At 59.3% G+C, this 16,331-nt stretch carries 16 protein-coding genes; 5 read left to right on the forward strand and 11 right to left on the reverse strand.

Features of this window, described 5'->3' with window-relative positions; genetic code table 11:
* Positions 1 to 147 precede the first annotated feature (147 nt).
* Positions 148 to 1,500 (forward strand): hypothetical protein, encoded by a 1,353-nt coding sequence (locus ABRP87_RS07275; protein ID WP_284772149.1) that lies wholly within the window; start codon positions 148 to 150, stop codon positions 1,498 to 1,500.
* A gap of 444 nt (positions 1,501 to 1,944) precedes the next feature.
* Here the strand turns inward: ABRP87_RS07275 and ABRP87_RS07280 are convergent, their stop codons facing one another.
* Genes ABRP87_RS07280 through ABRP87_RS07290 form a run of 3 tightly spaced genes read right to left on the reverse strand, consistent with a single transcriptional unit; the run spans position 1,945 to position 3,968 of the window.
* Positions 1,945 to 2,664, reverse strand: coding sequence for an SDR family oxidoreductase (locus tag ABRP87_RS07280; protein WP_349868205.1), 720 nt, complete (start codon positions 2,662 to 2,664; stop codon positions 1,945 to 1,947).
* A gap of 35 nt (positions 2,665 to 2,699) precedes the next feature.
* Complete coding sequence (locus ABRP87_RS07285) at positions 2,700 to 3,239, reverse strand: NADPH-dependent FMN reductase (RefSeq protein ID WP_349868206.1); 540 nt, start codon at positions 3,237 to 3,239, stop codon at positions 2,700 to 2,702.
* Positions 3,240 to 3,278: 39 nt separating this feature from the next.
* Positions 3,279 to 3,968 carry an alpha-ketoglutarate-dependent dioxygenase AlkB family protein gene (locus ABRP87_RS07290; protein ID WP_349868207.1) on the reverse strand — a complete coding sequence of 230 codons (690 nt, stop codon included), beginning with the start codon at positions 3,966 to 3,968 and terminating at the stop codon, positions 3,279 to 3,281.
* A 54-nt stretch (positions 3,969 to 4,022) separates the two neighbouring features.
* Here ABRP87_RS07290 and ABRP87_RS07295 point away from each other — a divergent pair, with 54 nt between their 5' ends.
* Positions 4,023 to 4,679, forward strand: coding sequence for a sugar O-acetyltransferase (locus ABRP87_RS07295; protein ID WP_349868208.1), 657 nt, complete (start codon positions 4,023 to 4,025; stop codon positions 4,677 to 4,679).
* The gene (locus ABRP87_RS07300) at positions 4,680 to 6,950 is read left to right on the forward strand and encodes an ATP-dependent RNA helicase (RefSeq protein ID WP_349868209.1); all 2,271 of its coding nucleotides are present in this window, start codon (positions 4,680 to 4,682) and stop codon (positions 6,948 to 6,950) included. It abuts the gene before it with no gap.
* A gap of 1 nt (position 6,951) precedes the next feature.
* Here ABRP87_RS07300 and ABRP87_RS07305 read toward each other — a convergent pair whose 3' ends face one another.
* Complete coding sequence (locus tag ABRP87_RS07305; protein WP_349868210.1) at positions 6,952 to 7,722, reverse strand: TSUP family transporter; 771 nt, start codon at positions 7,720 to 7,722, stop codon at positions 6,952 to 6,954.
* A 58-nt stretch (positions 7,723 to 7,780) separates the two neighbouring features.
* Here ABRP87_RS07305 and ABRP87_RS07310 point away from each other — a divergent pair, with 58 nt between their 5' ends.
* Positions 7,781 to 8,887 carry an AbrB family transcriptional regulator gene (locus ABRP87_RS07310; protein WP_349868211.1) on the forward strand — a complete coding sequence of 369 codons (1,107 nt, stop codon included), beginning with the start codon at positions 7,781 to 7,783 and terminating at the stop codon, positions 8,885 to 8,887.
* 9 nt (positions 8,888 to 8,896) lie between these two features.
* On the opposite strand, the gene ABRP87_RS07315 is transcribed toward ABRP87_RS07310, so the two are convergent.
* Both ABRP87_RS07315 and ABRP87_RS07320 read right to left on the reverse strand, forming a co-directional pair.
* On the reverse strand, positions 8,897 to 10,567 hold the full coding sequence (locus ABRP87_RS07315; RefSeq protein WP_349868212.1) for a DUF885 domain-containing protein: 1,671 nt from the start codon (positions 10,565 to 10,567) through the stop codon (positions 8,897 to 8,899).
* Between the two features lie 71 nt (positions 10,568 to 10,638).
* Entirely contained in the window at positions 10,639 to 11,208 is a 570-nt protein-coding gene (locus ABRP87_RS07320) for an LOG family protein (protein WP_349863832.1), read from the reverse strand.
* Between the two features lie 108 nt (positions 11,209 to 11,316).
* Here ABRP87_RS07320 and ABRP87_RS07325 point away from each other — a divergent pair, with 108 nt between their 5' ends.
* Positions 11,317 to 12,450: an ROK family transcriptional regulator gene (locus ABRP87_RS07325; protein ID WP_284772141.1), complete on the forward strand. Its 1,134-nt coding sequence runs from the start codon at positions 11,317 to 11,319 to the stop codon at positions 12,448 to 12,450.
* Here the strand turns inward: ABRP87_RS07325 and ABRP87_RS07330 are convergent.
* From ABRP87_RS07330 to ABRP87_RS07350, 5 genes are all read right to left on the reverse strand, one after another.
* Positions 12,433 to 13,029, reverse strand: coding sequence for an HAD-IA family hydrolase (locus ABRP87_RS07330; RefSeq protein WP_349868213.1), 597 nt, complete (start codon positions 13,027 to 13,029; stop codon positions 12,433 to 12,435). The two genes, ABRP87_RS07325 and ABRP87_RS07330, sit on opposite strands and share 18 nt — an antisense overlap.
* A gap of 12 nt (positions 13,030 to 13,041) precedes the next feature.
* Positions 13,042 to 13,395 carry a hypothetical protein gene (locus ABRP87_RS07335; protein WP_023016465.1) on the reverse strand — a complete coding sequence of 118 codons (354 nt, stop codon included), beginning with the start codon at positions 13,393 to 13,395 and terminating at the stop codon, positions 13,042 to 13,044.
* 74 nt (positions 13,396 to 13,469) lie between these two features.
* The gene (locus tag ABRP87_RS07340; protein ID WP_023016464.1) at positions 13,470 to 13,958 is read right to left on the reverse strand and encodes a ferritin; all 489 of its coding nucleotides are present in this window, start codon (positions 13,956 to 13,958) and stop codon (positions 13,470 to 13,472) included.
* Between the two features lie 285 nt (positions 13,959 to 14,243).
* On the reverse strand, positions 14,244 to 15,725 hold the full coding sequence (locus tag ABRP87_RS07345) for a SulP family inorganic anion transporter (protein ID WP_349868214.1): 1,482 nt from the start codon (positions 15,723 to 15,725) through the stop codon (positions 14,244 to 14,246).
* A gap of 21 nt (positions 15,726 to 15,746) precedes the next feature.
* Complete coding sequence (locus ABRP87_RS07350) at positions 15,747 to 16,259, reverse strand: phosphoribosyltransferase (RefSeq protein WP_005276176.1); 513 nt, start codon at positions 16,257 to 16,259, stop codon at positions 15,747 to 15,749.
* Positions 16,260 to 16,331 lie beyond the last annotated feature (72 nt).

Consider the following 16,331-nt stretch of genomic DNA (forward strand, 5'->3'; position numbering starts at 1 on the left):
CTAAGGCCCCTCGCTCATTGATGAGCCTGCGGGGCCTTAAAAACTATTCATTAACCCATTTTGCTGCTGTGTAATTCATCTCGATCACCGCGTTGGCAACTATAATCATGGCCTGTACTTGGCCAAATCTATTTTTTAGGATCTCTAATGAAAGATCTCAGCACCCTCGAATTAGAAATAGAGAACCCCAAAACACGAGCACTCCTCTCCGAAGTTATTAATTGCTATCATGCAGGCGCCCACCGTGCCTCACTAGTTTCGCTGTGGATCACAGTTGCCGTAGACCTTATCCATAAACTTCGATATCTGGCAGATACTGGCGATAATGAAGTGCGCAAGCACTTGGAAGGCTATGACACTGCTATTAGAGATAAAAACGTCACCCGAGCTCAAGAGTTCGAAAGGACACTCCTCAAGAAGTGCGAAGAAGAATTTAATCTTCTAACCCACCGGGAAAGAGAGGAACTCCAAAGGCTTAAGACAGATCGAGATTTGTGCGCTCATCCTGGCTTCATCGAGAATGATAAACTGTTTGAACCCGACGGAGAACTAGTACGCTCTCATATTATCGCCGCACATCGTGCAACATTCTCTCATCCACCGATAGCGGGTAAGGCTCAACTCGAACTATTCAAAAAAGAAATCTTAAGCGACGGTTGGCCCGACGATGAAGACTACTTTGTTGACCGTTTCTACCGGCATTCCACAAAATCGACACAACTGAATCTTTGCAAGCTCTTGATCAAGTGGAGCTTAAAATCCACTGCGGAGCTACCAGAGAAAGATCCGAGGGTAGGTTCACGGGCACGGTCATCAGCTTGTAGCCTGAGCACTGCAGCACCCGGTGATTTCGAAAGAGCTCTTAACAGCGTTCTTGCTAACTGGGAGAAAAGCGGAAAGCTAGATGACGCCACTCTTATTCGTGCTGTCGGGGCATACGGCTCACAGCAGACTTTTTGGGATACTATCCCCGGAACCGCCGAAAAACGTCTATCAACGGTAATCTCCGCAGCTAAAGACTCCGATCTCTTTTCAAAAGGTTACTTAGCTGGCGACCCTCCGCTCAAACAGAAATTTAGGGACCGCAGATCTCAACTAATCGACAATCTGGAAGCAAAGCAACTAGCTACATTACATAATTTAACTTCCGATCGTGAATCTTTAATTCAACGGGCTTTAGTGCTGGTCAGGGAATCTTGCAGTTTTCGTGATGCCGAGGCGAATCTTCGCGCTTTGGAACTTTTTGCTAAAGATTTAAAAAAGGATCATATAGAGACACTATTTCAGGCAATAAAGAACAATAAATACGATCAGGTTCGTCTAGCGGCGAGAACCGAAACAATTCTTATCAGCATCATTAAACAACAAGAAAATATAGATGCGTCACTGGATAATTGGAAGTCAATTGTCAACTGGCTTAGCGAACGTGGCTCAGAAGATTCAAATGATGACTACTTGTACTTAGATCTGTCAAAAGCCCTCAAGGATTTGAGTCACTAGTGACCGAGCATAACAGGCAGAGTAGTTTTGAAGTGAAACTCATCTAAACTCAGAAAACTTCACAAGCTTAATCATCCAAGCTTGGTTCCATGTACTAAGTAAAATTTGAGGCTTCGTAATTTATTTGAAAATCGCGAGCGCTTAATCCGTTTTCGCGATGTTCATCCTCGCATGTCACTCCAAGTCGACGGAACACATCAGCTAAGTAATTTTCGTTGTTCAAATCCTATTTGACTGCTTCTCGTGCAAGTTTGCACTGCTACTTAAACGCTCCAAACCTTTGGTGAACTTTCAAGAAAATTTTCAAAACTCTATAAATATTTGTCGCACAATATCGAGAACTCAGGTTCCTTTTCTCTCTTCTTCTAACTTACTTGTCGTTACAAAGGGATCGTCATTTACACTCCGGAGTATCAAAGGTTCGATGCTCGAAAGCAAGGCAGCCTAGCTTTGCGTGCGCGGCTTGATGGTCATCGTATCCACGTTGACGTGGGCCGGTTGGGCGGCAACCCAGCGGATGGCCTCGGCGATATCCTCAGCCACGAGGTTGAGCTGGCCATCGTAAACCGCGGCCGCGCGTTTCTCATCGCCCTTGAAGCGCACCAAGGAAAAGTCTGTGGCCACGCGGCCAGGATCGATCTCGGTAACGCGCACATCGTGGTTTTCTAGCCGCAGCGCGCGGGAAATCACGCGCACGCCGTGCTTAGCGGTGTTATAGCCTGAACCGCCTTCATACACGGTCCAGCCGGCAATGGAACCGACGTTAATAATCAGCCCGGAAAGATCCGGCACCCGCTCTAGCTTGGGCATGAGTGCCTGAATCATGCGCACGGTGCCGAGCACGTTGGTCTCGTACATCCACTGCCAGTCCTCAATGGAGGTATCGACAAGCGGCTCCAAGCCCTTGGCACCGCCGACGTTATTGACCAAAAGATCTACGCGGTCGAGGTGGGAGACGAACTTGGAAACAGAAACATCGGAGGTAACGTCCAGCTCATAGGCCTCGCCACCGATTTCATTGGCAAGCTGCTGCAGGCGGTCTGTGCGGCGCGCGCCCACGACAACGTGCCAGCCATCCTTGGCCAAAGAACGCGCGGTGGCCTCCCCAATGCCAGAGGAGGCGCCGGTTACTACTGCTACTTTCTTTTCAGTCATGCACCCCATGCTACGCAGCGCGCAGCACGGTGCAGGGCTTTTGCTTAAAGTGCGTCCTCGAGCTCAGAAAGCAGGGAGTTTGCGCGCTCGTAGGCGTCATCGCTGGGGCGGAATTCGCCGTTGTTCCAATCGGTGAAGATATTAAAGTCCAGCTGGTTGCGCAGCTGTGGCATGGAGAAGTTAGCCACGACATTGCGCCATGCTTCGACCGCGCGCACGCCGCCGACGGAGCCATAGCCCACGAAGGCCACCGGCTTGCCCGCCCATTCCGCGCCGAGCGAGTCGTAGGCATTCTTGAACGGGCCGGGCACGGAGTGGTTGTACTCCGGGGTCACGAAGACAAAGCCATCGCAGGCATCGACGGCCTTGGACCATTCCTGCACGTTAGCGTCATCGTACTGCTTATTCGCCGCACCCGGAACGACCTCGCTGGTAAGGATGGGGATATTGAACTTCTTGAGCTCCAACAACTGGTACTCCACGCCGTTCTCGCGGCCTTGGGCGAGGTCATTGACCCACTCGCCTACTGCCTGGCCCGCCGCCTTATCGCGGGTAGAGCCGATGATGATGCCAATTCGGGACATAAGAAAAACCTCTTTCCTTCAACCTTTATGTAACCCGCCCTAGCCTACCGCGCTCGCCGAAACTTGTCTGATGGTGATATTGATTCTGCCTTCCTGCAGCCCGCATCCCTCCGGCAGCGTGCCATCATTTACCCGCACGACCCCGTGGTAGGCAAAGCGCTTCGGCCCGCCAAAGACCACCAAATCACCCGAGCACAAAGTCACATCGTCCCAGGGCTTAGTGCGATTTTCGGTATGGCCTATGCGAAAAAGGGCCTCATCCCCAATCGAAAGCGAAATCACGGGCGCGGGCGATTCCTCAGAGTCATCCACGTGCATGCCCATCGCCGAGCCGGGCGGATAATAATTCACCAGCGCCATCTCCGGCACGAAGTTATCCACCCATGGTTCCAGCTCCGGGGCAATCTGGGCCGCCTGTCGCAGCGCCGCCGGGGCCAATTCCCGCAGGCTTTCCGGTACCGGCGGCACCCGCGTGCCTTCCATATTGTCCACGTACCGGTAGCTGGGATAATGCCAATACCGGCCAAGATGCAGCTGAAATACGCTCATCTGCCCACCCGATTTCAGCCGCGGCTGCACCATCGCCATCGGTGTATGCGCATACGCGCGAGCGATCTCCCGCGTCTCTTCTACCAGGGCCTTTTGCTTGCCGATGCCCACCCACCCCGGCACGTGCCCCACGCCCGGCGCGACGTACGCATTCGGCCGCGGCAGTGAATCAAAAAGCATTCCTCCACCCTAACCGCTAATCGGTTAGCCCACGCGCCCTCTACAATAGCCACCATGAATGAACAGAAGCTGCACGACCTGCAACGCTACGGCACTTGGGAGCGGATGACCGGTGGGCAGTGGCACCTGCCGGGCATGGGGGACATCGACAAGGAGCACCAGCGCACCTTTGGGCTGATTGGGCAGTTCAACGATCTGCACAACACGGATAAGGAGCAGGCGCAGGCAATCTTGCGGGAGATCCTGCCTGAGGAATCACACGTGCCGGGGGCGCACGCGCCGCTGAATATGGAATACGGCTGCAATATCGTCTGTGGGGAAGGCGTCTTCATCAACTTTGGCAGCAGCATTTTGGCCCAGGCCAAGGTCACATTCGGTGACCGCGTGCTGATTGGGCCCAACTGCTCGTTCATTACGGTGGGCCACCCCGTCAATGATCACGCGATGCGCGAGGGCGGGTGGGAAATCGCCCACCCCATCACCGTGGGGCGCAATACCTGGTTTGGGGCCAATGCCACCGTCATGCCGGGGGTTACCATTGGTGAAAACTGCGTTATTGGTGCCGGCACGCTGGTGACCAAGGATATTCCGGATAATTCGCTAGTCCTCGGCACGCCCGGCCGCGTGGTGCGCACCCTGGACGACGATGAGGATTCGTGGGAGCGCAAAGATTTGGACGGCCCCGTGGAAGGTTTTGGGGCCGCCAACTAAATGTTCGATCTCGCCAGCATCGGCGCGGGGCTGCCCGTAGCCAAGACCATCGATCCGCTGCCTCGCACCGGAAACGTCGTCATTCAGGCACCGCCCGGCACGGGTAAAACCACGCTCGTGCCACCAGCGCTGGCCAATCACGCTGCAGGGGGCAGCAAGGTCATCGTCACCGCCCCGCGCCGCGTGGCCGTGCGCGCGGCCGCCCAGCGATTGAGCACCCTCAGCGGCGCCCCGGAAAAGGTCGGTTTCGCCATCCGCGGCGAATCCCGCGCGGGCAGCGAGGTCGAATTCGTCACCCCGGGTGTGCTACTGCGCCGCCTGCTAAAGGATCCGGAACTCGAGGGCGTGGCCGCCGTGGCCATCGATGAGGTTCACGAACGCCAGCTGGATACGGATCTGGTGCTCGGCATGTGCCTGGAGCTGGCAGAGCTGCGCGAAGACTTCCGCGTCATCGCTATGTCCGCTACGGTAGACGCGCAGCGCTTTTCCCAGCTCATGGGCGCACCCGTCCACACCACCGAGGCGGTGACCTATCCCCTGGATATCCAGTACGCGCCGCAGCCGGGGCGCGCGGCGGGGTCGCGGGAGTTTTACGGGGGCATCGCCAAGCAGGCAGCTCGCCAACACGAATCCACCCTGGTCTTCGTGCCCGGCGTGCGCGAGGTCAACCTGGTATGCGAGGAGCTGCGGGGCCATAATGTTTTCCCGCTGCACGGCAAGCAGACCACCGCGGAGCAGGATGCTGCGCTTTATACCGATGAGCAGCGCATTGTGGTGGCAACATCCATCGCGGAGTCCTCGCTGACGGTGCCTGGCGTGCGCGTGGTGGTAGATGCGGGGCTGGCCCGCGTTCCCCGGCGCGATGCGCAGCGCGGTATGTCCGGCCTGGTGACGGTCTCCACGTCGAAGTCGAGCGCGGACCAGCGCGCGGGCCGTGCCGGCCGAGAGGCGCCAGGTACGGTCATTCGTTGCTATTCCCAGGACGATTACCAGCACTTTTCCCCGCACACCACGCCGGAGATCCTGTCCGCGGATCTCACCCAGGCCGCGCTGTTTCTGGACTGCTGGGGCGCGGGCCCGGATTTCCCGCTGCTCGATCCGCCGCCCGCTCAGGCCCTTGCGGCCGCGCGCGCCACCCTCGAGCGCATTGGCGCGACGCAGGAGCTCGCCCTCTTGCCCACCGATCCCCGCCTCGGCGCGGCCCTTATCCGGCACGGCAACCAGGCGGCCCCCACCATCGCCGCGCTTGCCGATGCCCCCACCAACACCACCGATCTCACCCGCCGCCCCGCACCGCACAAGGAAATCAAGCGCCTGTCCTGCCTGGTGGAGGATCTTGGCCCCGCAGACCCTGGCGAGGTCGTCGCCACCGCCTATCCCGAGCAGGTGGCCAAGCGCGTGGGTGAAGACTATCTGCTGGCCAGCGGCACTCGCGCCCGGCTGCTGGATAACTCCGGGCTGGCCGGCTCGCCGTGGCTCGCCATCGCGGAGGTCACCCTCTCCAATGCCGGAAACCCCATCATTCGCACCGCCGCGCGCATCGAAGAGTCCGCCGCACTGGATGCCATCGGCGTGACCGAAGAAACCCGCGCCTTTCTGCGTGGGGGTCGCGTGCGCGGAGTCAAAATCCGGGCGGCCGGGGCGATTGTGCTGTCCGAAACCGCGGTCAAGGTCACCGGCGATGCCGCAGCCCAGGCATTAGCCGCCGGCATCCGCGAAGAGGGCCTGGGCTTATTTACCTTCAGCGAGAAGGCCCAGAGCTTAAAAGATAGGCTCCGCCACCTGCACGCGCACTACGGCGATCCGTGGCCGGATGTCGATGCTGCCGATCCCGCCGAGTGGCTCGGGCCCGAGCTGCACCAGATTGCCGCGGGAACCCCCACCGCCAAGATAGACATGTACCCCGCCCTGCAGCGCCTGCTTCCCTGGCCCGAAGCCACCCGCTTAGACGAGCTCGCACCTCAGCGCCTCCCAGTGCCCTCAGGCCGCGATGCCAAAATCGATTGGTCGGGCGAGCGCCCCGTGGTCCACATCAAGTTGCAGGAGTGCTTCGGCCTGGCCGAATCCCCGGAGTATTGCGGCAACCGCGTGCAATTTCACTTGCTCTCCCCCGCCGGCCGCCCGCTAGCGGTAACCGATGATCTTGCTAGCTTCTGGTCCGGCCCCTACACCGGGGTGCGCGCCGATATGCGCGGGCGCTACCCCAAGCACCCGTGGCCCGAGGATCCATGGAATGCCATTGCCACCGCGCGGACCAAGAACCGGATGTAGCCTAACCCCACTGCTGCCAGGATAGATAGCAACTCATGACCACTACCAAGGTAAGCAGGGCGTAGCGGATAAACTTCGTCCCGCCGCTCAGCACCGTCCGCGCGCCCACTTGGGCGCCGAGGATATTGGCGGCGGCCAACGCGATGCCAAGGGTCCACCACACGTGGCCGCCAAGGATGAAGGTCACCAGCGCGCCGAGGTTCGTGGCGGTATTGACCACCTTGGCCATCGCCGCGGATTTCAAGAAGTTCTGGGAGAAGATAAAGGTAAACGCCATGATCAGGAACATGCCGGTTCCCGGGCCAAAGATGCCGTCATAAAAGGAGATGGCCGCTACCGCCGCAAGCCCCGCCCAGGTGCGCCATCCGCCGCGGATCCCGGGTGACTCGGTGGTGCCAAAGCTCGGCTTAAAGGTCACGAAGACGCCCACCACCACTAACAGCACGATGATGAGCGGTCGCATGATGTCGCTATTAAGATTCGCCGCAACGCTCGCACCCAGCCCGGCGCACACGAGCGCGATGAAGGCGTAGCGAACGAGCTCCCCTGCGGGCGGGCGTACCTTGCGCACCAAGGTCACGGCGGCCGATGCCGTGCCGGATACCGCCGCAAGTTTATTGGTGGCCAGCGCCGTTGCTGGTGCAAGCCCCGGAACGACGGCCAGCAATAGCGGAATAAGCACGAGGCCTCCCCCGCCGATGACCGCGTCGATCCAGCCTGCACCCGCCGCTCCCATAAGGAGCACCGCCCACTGCGCCACGTCGATATCCATGAGGAGATCATAAACCCCGCGGCAGGGAGGTCTAGACTCGATCGAGGACGAGCAGAAGATGGGAGAACGCGTGGCTAAACGGCACTGGGGAATAAGCGTAGACACCCACACCATCCTGCGGTGGGGCATCGTCGTCCCCGTCTCCATCCTCTTGGGCTGGCTTTTTAGCATGTGGCACGTGCCGGCCGCGTGGATTTTGGCCGCGATCATCGCCTCTGGAGCCATGGCCCTTATCACCGGCGAAGACCTCAAGGTCAACCGCAAATTTTATGGTCTATCGCGCGGATTCATCGGCATCATGGCCGCGCTGCCGCTAACGGTGGTCTCCTTTGGCCAATTGGTGGGATACCTGCCGGCGGCCATAACCATGTCCTTTGTCACCATCGCGCTGGGCATCTTCTGCGGCGTCATGCTGCACCGCCAGCAGCCACGGGACGTCTCCTCCGAAACCGGCATCCTGTCCATGCTTCCCGGGGGTGCCTCGCTCATGCCCGCGCTTGCCGATGAACTCGGTGCCGACTACCGCTACGTCGCGCTCACCCAATACCTGCGGTTATTGATCGTTTCCGTATCCCTTCCCGCCGTCGTGACCTTCCTCAATACGCCTGCAGGAAGGGGCGGTGACTTAAGGCTGGAGGCGGAAACCACCTGGTGGATCATCGCACTAGTGCTCGTTATCGCGCTGGTCGGCGAAAGCCTTGGCAAATTCCTGCACCTGCCCGCCGCTGCGGTCCTCGGCCCGCTGATCTTGACGGTGCTGGCCTCGTTCTTCCTGCCGGAGGGCCATACGTTAGAGCCGATCTATGCCTTTAAGGTCATCGCCTTTTTATCCATCGGTTGGGTCTGCGGCGGCGGGCTGTCTCTCCCATCGCTCAAAGCCTTTGCCAAGCAGCTTCCCGCGACGATCCTTTCCATCGCCGCGGTCCTGGGCCTGTGTGCGGCCACGGCGTGGCCGCTGATGCACTGGCTCAATATCAGCTACTTCGAGGCCTACTTAGCTACTAGCCCCGGCGCGCTAGAGACCGTGCTCGCGCTCTCCGCGGAAGGCGGAGCTGGCCCGGCGGTTATCGCGGTGCAGCTTACCCGCCTCATCGCGGTGCTGGTCATTGCGGGGTACCTGCCGCAGCTCATTAGGGCCGTCGGCAAGTTTGCTAAAAGGCGCTAGCCGGCGCGCTTAGTTATTGAGCACGGCCTCGCGCAGCACCGACATGGGCACCGATCCAAGAGCCAGCGCCTCGGAGTGGAATTCGCGGGCGCTCATGCCCTGCTCCTCGGCGGCGGCGCGGGTTTCTTGCCACAGGCGCTGGCCCAAGGCATAGGACGGGGCCTGGCCCGGCCAACCCAGGTAGCGGTTGACCTCAAAGTTGAGGTTCGCATCATCCATGGCGGTGTTTTCGCGCATGTAGGTCTTCACGTGGGCCTTATCCCACGCGCCGGATACGGTGCAGTCCGGTAGCTTCTTGCCCAGGTGCAATCCGATGTCCACCACGACGCGGGCCGCGCGCAGGCGCTGGGCATCGAGCAGCCCCATCCGCACGCCAGGATCGTCCATGTAACCCAGCTCGGCCATGAGCTGCTCGGCGTATAGGGCCCAGCCCTCGCCGTGGCCGGAGTTCCAGGTCACCGCGCGGCGCCACAGGTTCAGATCCTCTTGTACCAGGGCAGAACCCAGCTGCAGGTGGTGGCCCGGTACGCCCTCATGGTGCACGGTGGTCAGCTCCTGCCAGGTGTGGAAGGTGTCTTGGCCCTCCGGCACGGACCACCACATGCGGCCCGGGCGCGAGAAGTCATCGCTCGGCGGGGTGTAGAAGATGCCACCGGTACCCGCTGGGTCGATGCGGCACTCGATCTCTTCGACTTCTTCCGGAATGTCGAATTCCTTGCCGTTGAGCTCGGCGATGACCGCATCGGCCTTGCTCTGCATCCACTTCACCAAGGCATCAGTACCGCGCAGGGTATAGCGCTCCTCGTGGTTCAGCTTGCGCATGGCAGAGCGCACCGAGCACTCCGGGCCATAAAGCTCGTGCGCGATCTTTTCCTGTTCCCCGCGCAGGTAGCGCACCTGGTCAAGGCCCCATTCATAGGCCTCGTCCAAGTCCACGGAATCGCCAACGAAAAGCTTGGAAAAGCGCTCGTAGCGCTCGCGGCCCACCGCGTCCTTATTAGAGGACTGCGGCTGCAGGTCATTAGACAGCCAATCCGAGAACTCGCCAAAGGCCTCCTTGGCATTCTTCACCTCGGCGGAGTCGGGGGCGAGGCCGAGGCCCTCGAGCATGGAATCGGCATCGGCAAGCCGCTCGCACTGCACAATGACCTCAGAGATCTGGCGGTGCGGTGCCACCATGCCGTGGGAGGCCGCTTCCTTCAGGGACTCGCGGTAGCCATCGAGGGAGCCCTTGACCTTGGACAGGCGGGAGCGAATGGCCTCGCGGTCCTCCTGGGTCTCCTGCGGCATAAGCAGCAGGGAATCCCGGATGGTCTGCACGGGCGAGGCAATATTATTAAGGCTGCGAATATCCTCGCCGTGGTGGTGCAAATCCAGATCTAAGCAGAGACGATCCCGCAAGACGGCGGCGGTGACATAATCCACGTCATCAAAGTCATCCTCATCATCGGATTCATCGGTGGTGTCATCCAAGGCATCCAGATCCGCAACCATATCGCGGGTGCGATCAGCGACAGCCTCAAAATAATCGGGGGAAAAATCCTGCAATTCGCCTTCAAAACCGTCAATTCCCCACGCGGTTGCATCTGTTGGGGATAGTTCGGCTAGGTCGTGAACGAAGTTATCGCACGAAGCGTCCAGTAGAGAGGGCTGGCGCTTAGCGGTCTGCTCAGAACTCATAAGAGGGAAGTCTAACCCTTTATCTTGTTGATAGGCCACCCAGCCCCACCCAAATGTTGCAAACTTGTTAGCTAATCGTTGTTCCACTTCGTGCCTGGGTAGTGCCACTGGGCAAAACCATCCAGCACGGCCGCGGGATTTTCCTCTATGACCAGCGCTTTTACAAAGCGGGGCAGGATGAAGCCCGCCTCGGCCATGGCGGCATACATGTCATAAAAGGGCTGCCAAAAGCCCTCCACGTCAACCAAGCCAACGGGCCCGCGAATGCTGCCCAGCTGTTGTTGGGTCAGTACCTCTGTTACTTCCTCCAACGTGCCCACGCCGCCGGGCAAACAGATAAAGGCGTCCGCCAGCTGCTCCATCCGGGTTTTCCGCTCGGCCATAGAATCCACTACCTCGAGGCGGGTCAAACCTGGGTGGGAAATCTCTAAATCCACCAAGGATTGCGGCATGACGCCAGTGACGGTGCCGCCAGCCTGCAGGCAGGAATTGGCAACCTCGCGCATGAGGCCGATATTTCCGCCGCCATAGACCAAGTTCAGCCCGCGACGGGCAAGCTCGCCGCCCAAGTGTTGTGCCGCTGCGCTATAGGCGGGCGAATTGCCCACGGCAGAGCCGCAATAAACCGCTACTGATCTCATGCGCCCCAGCATAGGGAATTTTTGGCCTACCTCCACCTTTAGACCATTCGGTACATACACCTATGAATAGATTAGACAAAGCAGTCTGTGACACATATACTTTCTTTCATGATCAAACCTGGCCCCGTGTTCACCCGCCCCCGTACACCGGCTGCTAAGTGCCTTCACCTGGTGCGCCTGAACCCGATCATTACCCGTAGTGAGCTGGTAGAAGCCACCGGACTCTCCCAGCCCACCATTACCCGCGCTACCACCGCGCTCCTAAACGCAGGACTCATCCAAGAGCGCACCGACCTCACCCAATCCCAGGGCCGGGGCCGCCCTACAGTTCCCCTCGAGGCCGCGGATAATAACTGGGTACTCGGCGGGATCGCCGTCGGCACCTCTGAGACCTATATCGGCCTCTATGACATCAAGGGCCGCACCATTTCGGAGGAAGAGATTGCCACTCCTGTCGCCCGCCTGACGGAGGAAGACTTTCTTGAACACATCATGGCCGGCATCAACCGCATGATGACGGGCCTGGATCGCCGCCTCGTGGCCTTGGGGATTACCACCTCGGGCACCGTGGACGAAGAGGGCCTGGTCACCGCGGATAATCTGGGCTGGCACGGCGTCGATATCGCGGCGCGCCTGCGCTTCCAATTTAGCGTCCCCGTGGTGGTGACCTCCGCCATTTCCGCCATTTTGGGCTCGGAGACGCAGGCCGCCGAAATTGGCACGAACGAGCGCGTGCTCCTGCTCTTCGCAGATGATTCTTTAGGATCCGCGCTATCCGCCGATGACGAGGTTAATTCCATCATCCCGCTGCCGCAGACCCGCTCTGATCTACTGGGGCATGGCGCTTCCGAACACCTCTTGGCCACCCAGTCCATCCTGGAGGCCGTGCGCCGCCACGGTATCCAGGCCAATACCCTGCCCGAGGTCGCGACCATCGCCGAGTCCAATTCAGCCGTGCGCGCCATCTTGGACGAGCGCGCCCGCCAGCTGGGCCAGATTACGGCGGAGATGGTCAACGAATACTCACCGAAAACCGTGGTCATTGCAGGCGGGGCCTTTACCGGCGATTCCCGCGCGCCCCAGCTGTTCGCCTCCACCGTGCGCGATTCTGCCTCGGAAGATCTGGAGCTGCGCATGATTCCAAGCCACAAAGAAATCGTGCGCGCCGTCGCCCGCACCGTGGCCACCGATCAGCTATTGCGCGAGCCATTGGAGCTCGGCCGCTCACTCCAGACCGCGTAAAACCTCGCGCGCGGAGTCGATGCCGGTAAACAAGTGGGATTGCAACCCGCAATAGGTAGCGCCCTCGATGTAGTCGATGCGGTCATCAAAGAAGTGCGTGTCCTTGGGCTGCGCCGCGAGCGCGTCCACCGCCACTCGGTAGGCCTCTGGGTGCGGCTTGGCCACCCCGATATCGCAGCTCAGCGTTACCGCCGCACACTCTGCCAACCACGGGTGCTGCGCGCGCACCTGTTCCGCCAGGGTCGTAGGGATATTGGATAAAATCCCCACACTAAAGCCCTCCCCGATGAGCCCTTTAACCAGCGCCACCATCTCTGGGTCCGCCTCGAGCAGGTACTGATTCTCGCAGGCCACGGCCCCAGTGCAATCAATGGGCGCCATTCCCGCGCGGGCGGCAATCTCGTTCCAGTAGTGGCTATCGCTAAAAATTCCGGCATCGTAATCGGGCCGGAAATAGTTATAGGCCTCCCAGAAAGACTCCGGGTTTGTGGGCGCGAGGAAGCGCTCCAGTTCAGCGTGCGCTTCCGGCGTGGCGGGGCGCAGCAGCACGCCGTACAAATCAAACAGCAATTTCGGCATAATGCGTCCAGTTTATGCCCGCCGCGTGGCTTGGGTTTGCACTGCCACTATCCCTACCGCTATACCGGCGATAAAAATCACCAGCGCCAGCGTCGCCTGCGCCATCGGCAAAACGATAAGCACGGCCAGCGAAGCCAAAATCAGCATTCCACTCAGGGAATATAAGGAGCGGTTGACCAGCCCGCGCTTGCCGATGACCCCACACGCCAGCATCACCACCCCCGCAAACGGGCTCAGCATGAGCGCCGCGGTGGTCAAAAAGATGCCGAGGGTGACGTGGCTTGAGATGACCGCAGCCCCAATGATGAGACTTAATGCCAATACCGCTAGGGTGGCGGAGAGGGTTGTTTTGAGGTGTGCAGACATACGTCAATCCTCCCACAGCAGCGCAGTACCATGGGAGGATTGATTTAAATCTTGATGTGTTTGTTATTCACAACTTAGGAGTTGCGGTTAGCCAAACGGGAATCGATGCGCAGCAGGCCAGCACCATCGTTGCCTACCAGCTTGATCTGGTCGATGATCTCAGAAACGGTATCCTCTTCCTCGATCTGCTCAGCCAAGAACCAGTCAATAAGCTGACGGGAGTCCAGGTCCTGGATGTCAAGGGCAACGCGGGCGATCTCGCGGATCTGCTCGGAGACCTTCTGCTCGTGTGCCAAGGAAGCCTCGAACGCATCCAGCGGGGTGGCAGCCTTGATGGAGCCAACCGGGATATCGTTGAGCTCTACGCGGTAGCCGCGTGCCAAGAGGTGATCCGCAAGCTTCTGTGCGTGAACGCGCTCTTCGCCAGCCTGAGCCATGAACCAATCGCGCATGCCCGGGAAGGACAGGTTGTCCATCTCGTAGGCCAGCTGGGTGTAGACCATAGCGGCGCCGTGCTCGTTAATGACCTGATTGTTTAGCAGGGTTTGCAGCTTCTCATCCATTGCTAAATCCTTTCTGTAGGAATCAATTAATTGGTTGTAGGCACTACAATACCCAAATAAAATCTCCCGTCTAGCAAGGCATGCTTAATCAAACCCGCACCTCAGGGGCATTTTTCAGATTGGATCACCTAAGTTAGTTAAGACAAAGCTGCTCCACGGCCCGAAGTTAATATCGCCTAATAGTTCGAGGTCATCGCCCTAAACGGCCAACCTCGCCGCGCTAGCCCACTCCATCCGACCCCCTGCAGCCAGTACGCCCCCGCATATCAGATTTGCAATGTGATATTAATCACCCAGTTGCCCACTCAGGCGCTCTAGGCGCTGCGCGCTCGCCCCATCGAGTCCCCGAAACTCCACCTCAATGCCGCGATCCGCGTACTTTTTCTGCACCGCATCCAGCGTCGCCACCGTCGAGGCATCCCAAACCTCGGCATCGGAAAGGTCCACCACCACGAAGTCCGTATCGAGCGTGTAATCAAAGGCGTAGACCAAATCATTCGAGGAGGCGAAAAAGAGCTGGCCATGCACCACGTAGGTGTATCCATCAACCAACTCAACCTCCACGAGGTGTGCCACCCGGCGGGCAAAGCCAATCGATGCAGCCACCACGCCTAATACCACTCCTACTGCGAGGTTATGCGTGGCCAGCGTGCCCGCAACCGTCAGCAGCATGACGAGGATTTCAGAAAGCGGCATCAGCTTCAGCGTGCGCGGGCGAACGGAATGCCAATTGACCGTCGTCGCCGCGACGAGAATCATCACCGCGACCAGCGCGGCCATCGGAATGCGGCCTACGGCCTCGCCAAAAAGCAGGCATAGCACGAGGAGGAAGGCGCCGGCGAGGAACGTCGACAAGCGCGTGCGCGCCTGGGATACCTTGACGCCGATCATCGTCTGGCCAATCATCGCGCACACGCCCATGCCACCAATGGCTGCGGCCAATATATTGCCAATGCCCTGGCCAAAGGACTCGCGGGTCTTATCGGAATGGGTATCCGTGATGTCATCGACAAGCTTTGCCGTTAGCAGCGATTCCATCAGGCCCACCAGCGCCATCCCAAAGGCGTAGGGCGCAATTACCTGCAGGGTCTCCAGGTTCCACGGAATATCCGGAATGAAAAGCCCCGGCAGCGTCGTGGGCAGCTCGCCCTGGTCCGCCACATCCGGCACCTTCCACCCCGCCGCGACGGCGATGAGGCTTACCACCACGATGGTCACCAACGGCGCCGGAATTGCCTGGGTAAACCGCGGCAAAACGATCATGATGGCCAGGCCTATGGCCACCAGCACATAGACCATCCAGGGGACATCGATAAGGTGCGGCAGCTGCGCGGTAAACATCATAATTCCCAGCGCATTGACGAATCCCGTCATCACCGAACGCGGGATAAAGCGCATGAGCTTGGCGATGCCCACCCACGCCAACAGCACCTGGATGATACCGGCCGCAAGCACCGCCGCCACCACATAATCATGCCCATACTCGTGCGCGAGCGGGGCCACCACCAGGGCTACCGCGCCCGCCGCCGCGGAAATCATGGCAGGCCGCCCGCCGGTAAAGGCGATGGCCATCGCCATAATCACCGAGGAATACAGCCCCACCCGCGGGTCGAGGCCGGCGAGAATGGAAAAGCTTAAAACTTCCGGGATCAAAGCAAGCGCCACCGCCAGTCCGCCGAGCACTTCCTTGCGCAAACGCGCAGGTGAGGAAAATGCAAAGCGGAAACTGGCGATGACGCCGGTGGGTGCAGGCTGCTCGTTAATCACGCCTGCACATACTAGTAGCTACTACGAGCCTTCCTGAAAGGAGCCATCCGCCGTGATCACCGGCAGCACCGACCAGGCAAAGTTGATCCACTTATCCGTCTTCTTCCACGAATAATCCGGCTCAAAGATGGTCTTCGGCTTGGTATAGACCACAGCGGAACGCACTTCATCGGCGGTTTCTTCCAAGAAGTTCACCACCAGATCCAGGGTCTTGCCGGAATCGGCCACGTCATCAACGACGAGCACCTTCTTACCCTTAAGGGAATCCGTATCCAATTGCGGGGACAAGATGATCGGCTCGTCCAAGGTCTGGCCAATATCGGTGTAGAACTCCACGTTGATAGCGCCCATGGCCTTGACCCCGATGGCATAACCAATGGCACCGGCTGGGATCAGTCCGCCGCGGGCAACACCCACGATCAAGTCAGGAAACCAACCGGATTCCACGATTTGCTCCGAAAGATTCCGGCTCGCTTCGCCGAAGACTTCCCAGGTGAGGTTCTCCCGGTCCGGGTGGATCCAATTCTCAGTCACGATTGCGCGGCTCCTTTTGCGTCATGGGCTTTCTTTGTAGTTTAACTAGCGATACCTACCAAGGGAAAGCAG

The organism is Corynebacterium sp. KPL2830 (genome assembly GCF_040225635.1).
Taxonomy (GTDB): Bacteria; Actinomycetota; Actinomycetes; order Mycobacteriales; family Mycobacteriaceae; genus Corynebacterium.

Bases quoted from the DNA above. Each gene is read 5' to 3' on its own strand.
- ABRP87_RS07285 (WP_349868206.1), bottom strand. From the start codon at position 3,239: ATGTCCCGAATTGGCATCATCATCGGCTCTACCCGCGATAAGGCGGCG.
- ABRP87_RS07275 (WP_284772149.1), top strand. From the start codon at position 148: ATGAAAGATCTCAGCACCCTCGAATTAGAAATAGAGAACCCCAAAACA.
- ABRP87_RS07310 (WP_349868211.1), top strand. From the start codon at position 7,781: ATGGGAGAACGCGTGGCTAAACGGCACTGGGGAATAAGCGTAGACACC.
- ABRP87_RS07295 (WP_349868208.1), top strand. From the start codon at position 4,023: ATGAATGAACAGAAGCTGCACGACCTGCAACGCTACGGCACTTGGGAG.
- ABRP87_RS07325 (WP_284772141.1), top strand. From the start codon at position 11,317: ATGATCAAACCTGGCCCCGTGTTCACCCGCCCCCGTACACCGGCTGCT.
- ABRP87_RS07315 (WP_349868212.1), bottom strand. From the start codon at position 10,567: ATGAGTTCTGAGCAGACCGCTAAGCGCCAGCCCTCTCTACTGGACGCT.
- ABRP87_RS07290 (WP_349868207.1), bottom strand. From the start codon at position 3,968: ATGCTTTTTGATTCACTGCCGCGGCCGAATGCGTACGTCGCGCCGGGC.
- ABRP87_RS07305 (WP_349868210.1), bottom strand. From the start codon at position 7,722: ATGGATATCGACGTGGCGCAGTGGGCGGTGCTCCTTATGGGAGCGGCG.
- ABRP87_RS07300 (WP_349868209.1), top strand. From the start codon at position 4,680: ATGTTCGATCTCGCCAGCATCGGCGCGGGGCTGCCCGTAGCCAAGACC.
- ABRP87_RS07340 (WP_023016464.1), bottom strand. From the start codon at position 13,958: ATGGATGAGAAGCTGCAAACCCTGCTAAACAATCAGGTCATTAACGAG.
- ABRP87_RS07335 (WP_023016465.1), bottom strand. From the start codon at position 13,395: ATGTCTGCACACCTCAAAACAACCCTCTCCGCCACCCTAGCGGTATTG.
- ABRP87_RS07320 (WP_349863832.1), bottom strand. From the start codon at position 11,208: ATGAGATCAGTAGCGGTTTATTGCGGCTCTGCCGTGGGCAATTCGCCC.
- ABRP87_RS07330 (WP_349868213.1), bottom strand. From the start codon at position 13,029: ATGCCGAAATTGCTGTTTGATTTGTACGGCGTGCTGCTGCGCCCCGCC.
- ABRP87_RS07280 (WP_349868205.1), bottom strand. From the start codon at position 2,664: ATGGGGTGCATGACTGAAAAGAAAGTAGCAGTAGTAACCGGCGCCTCC.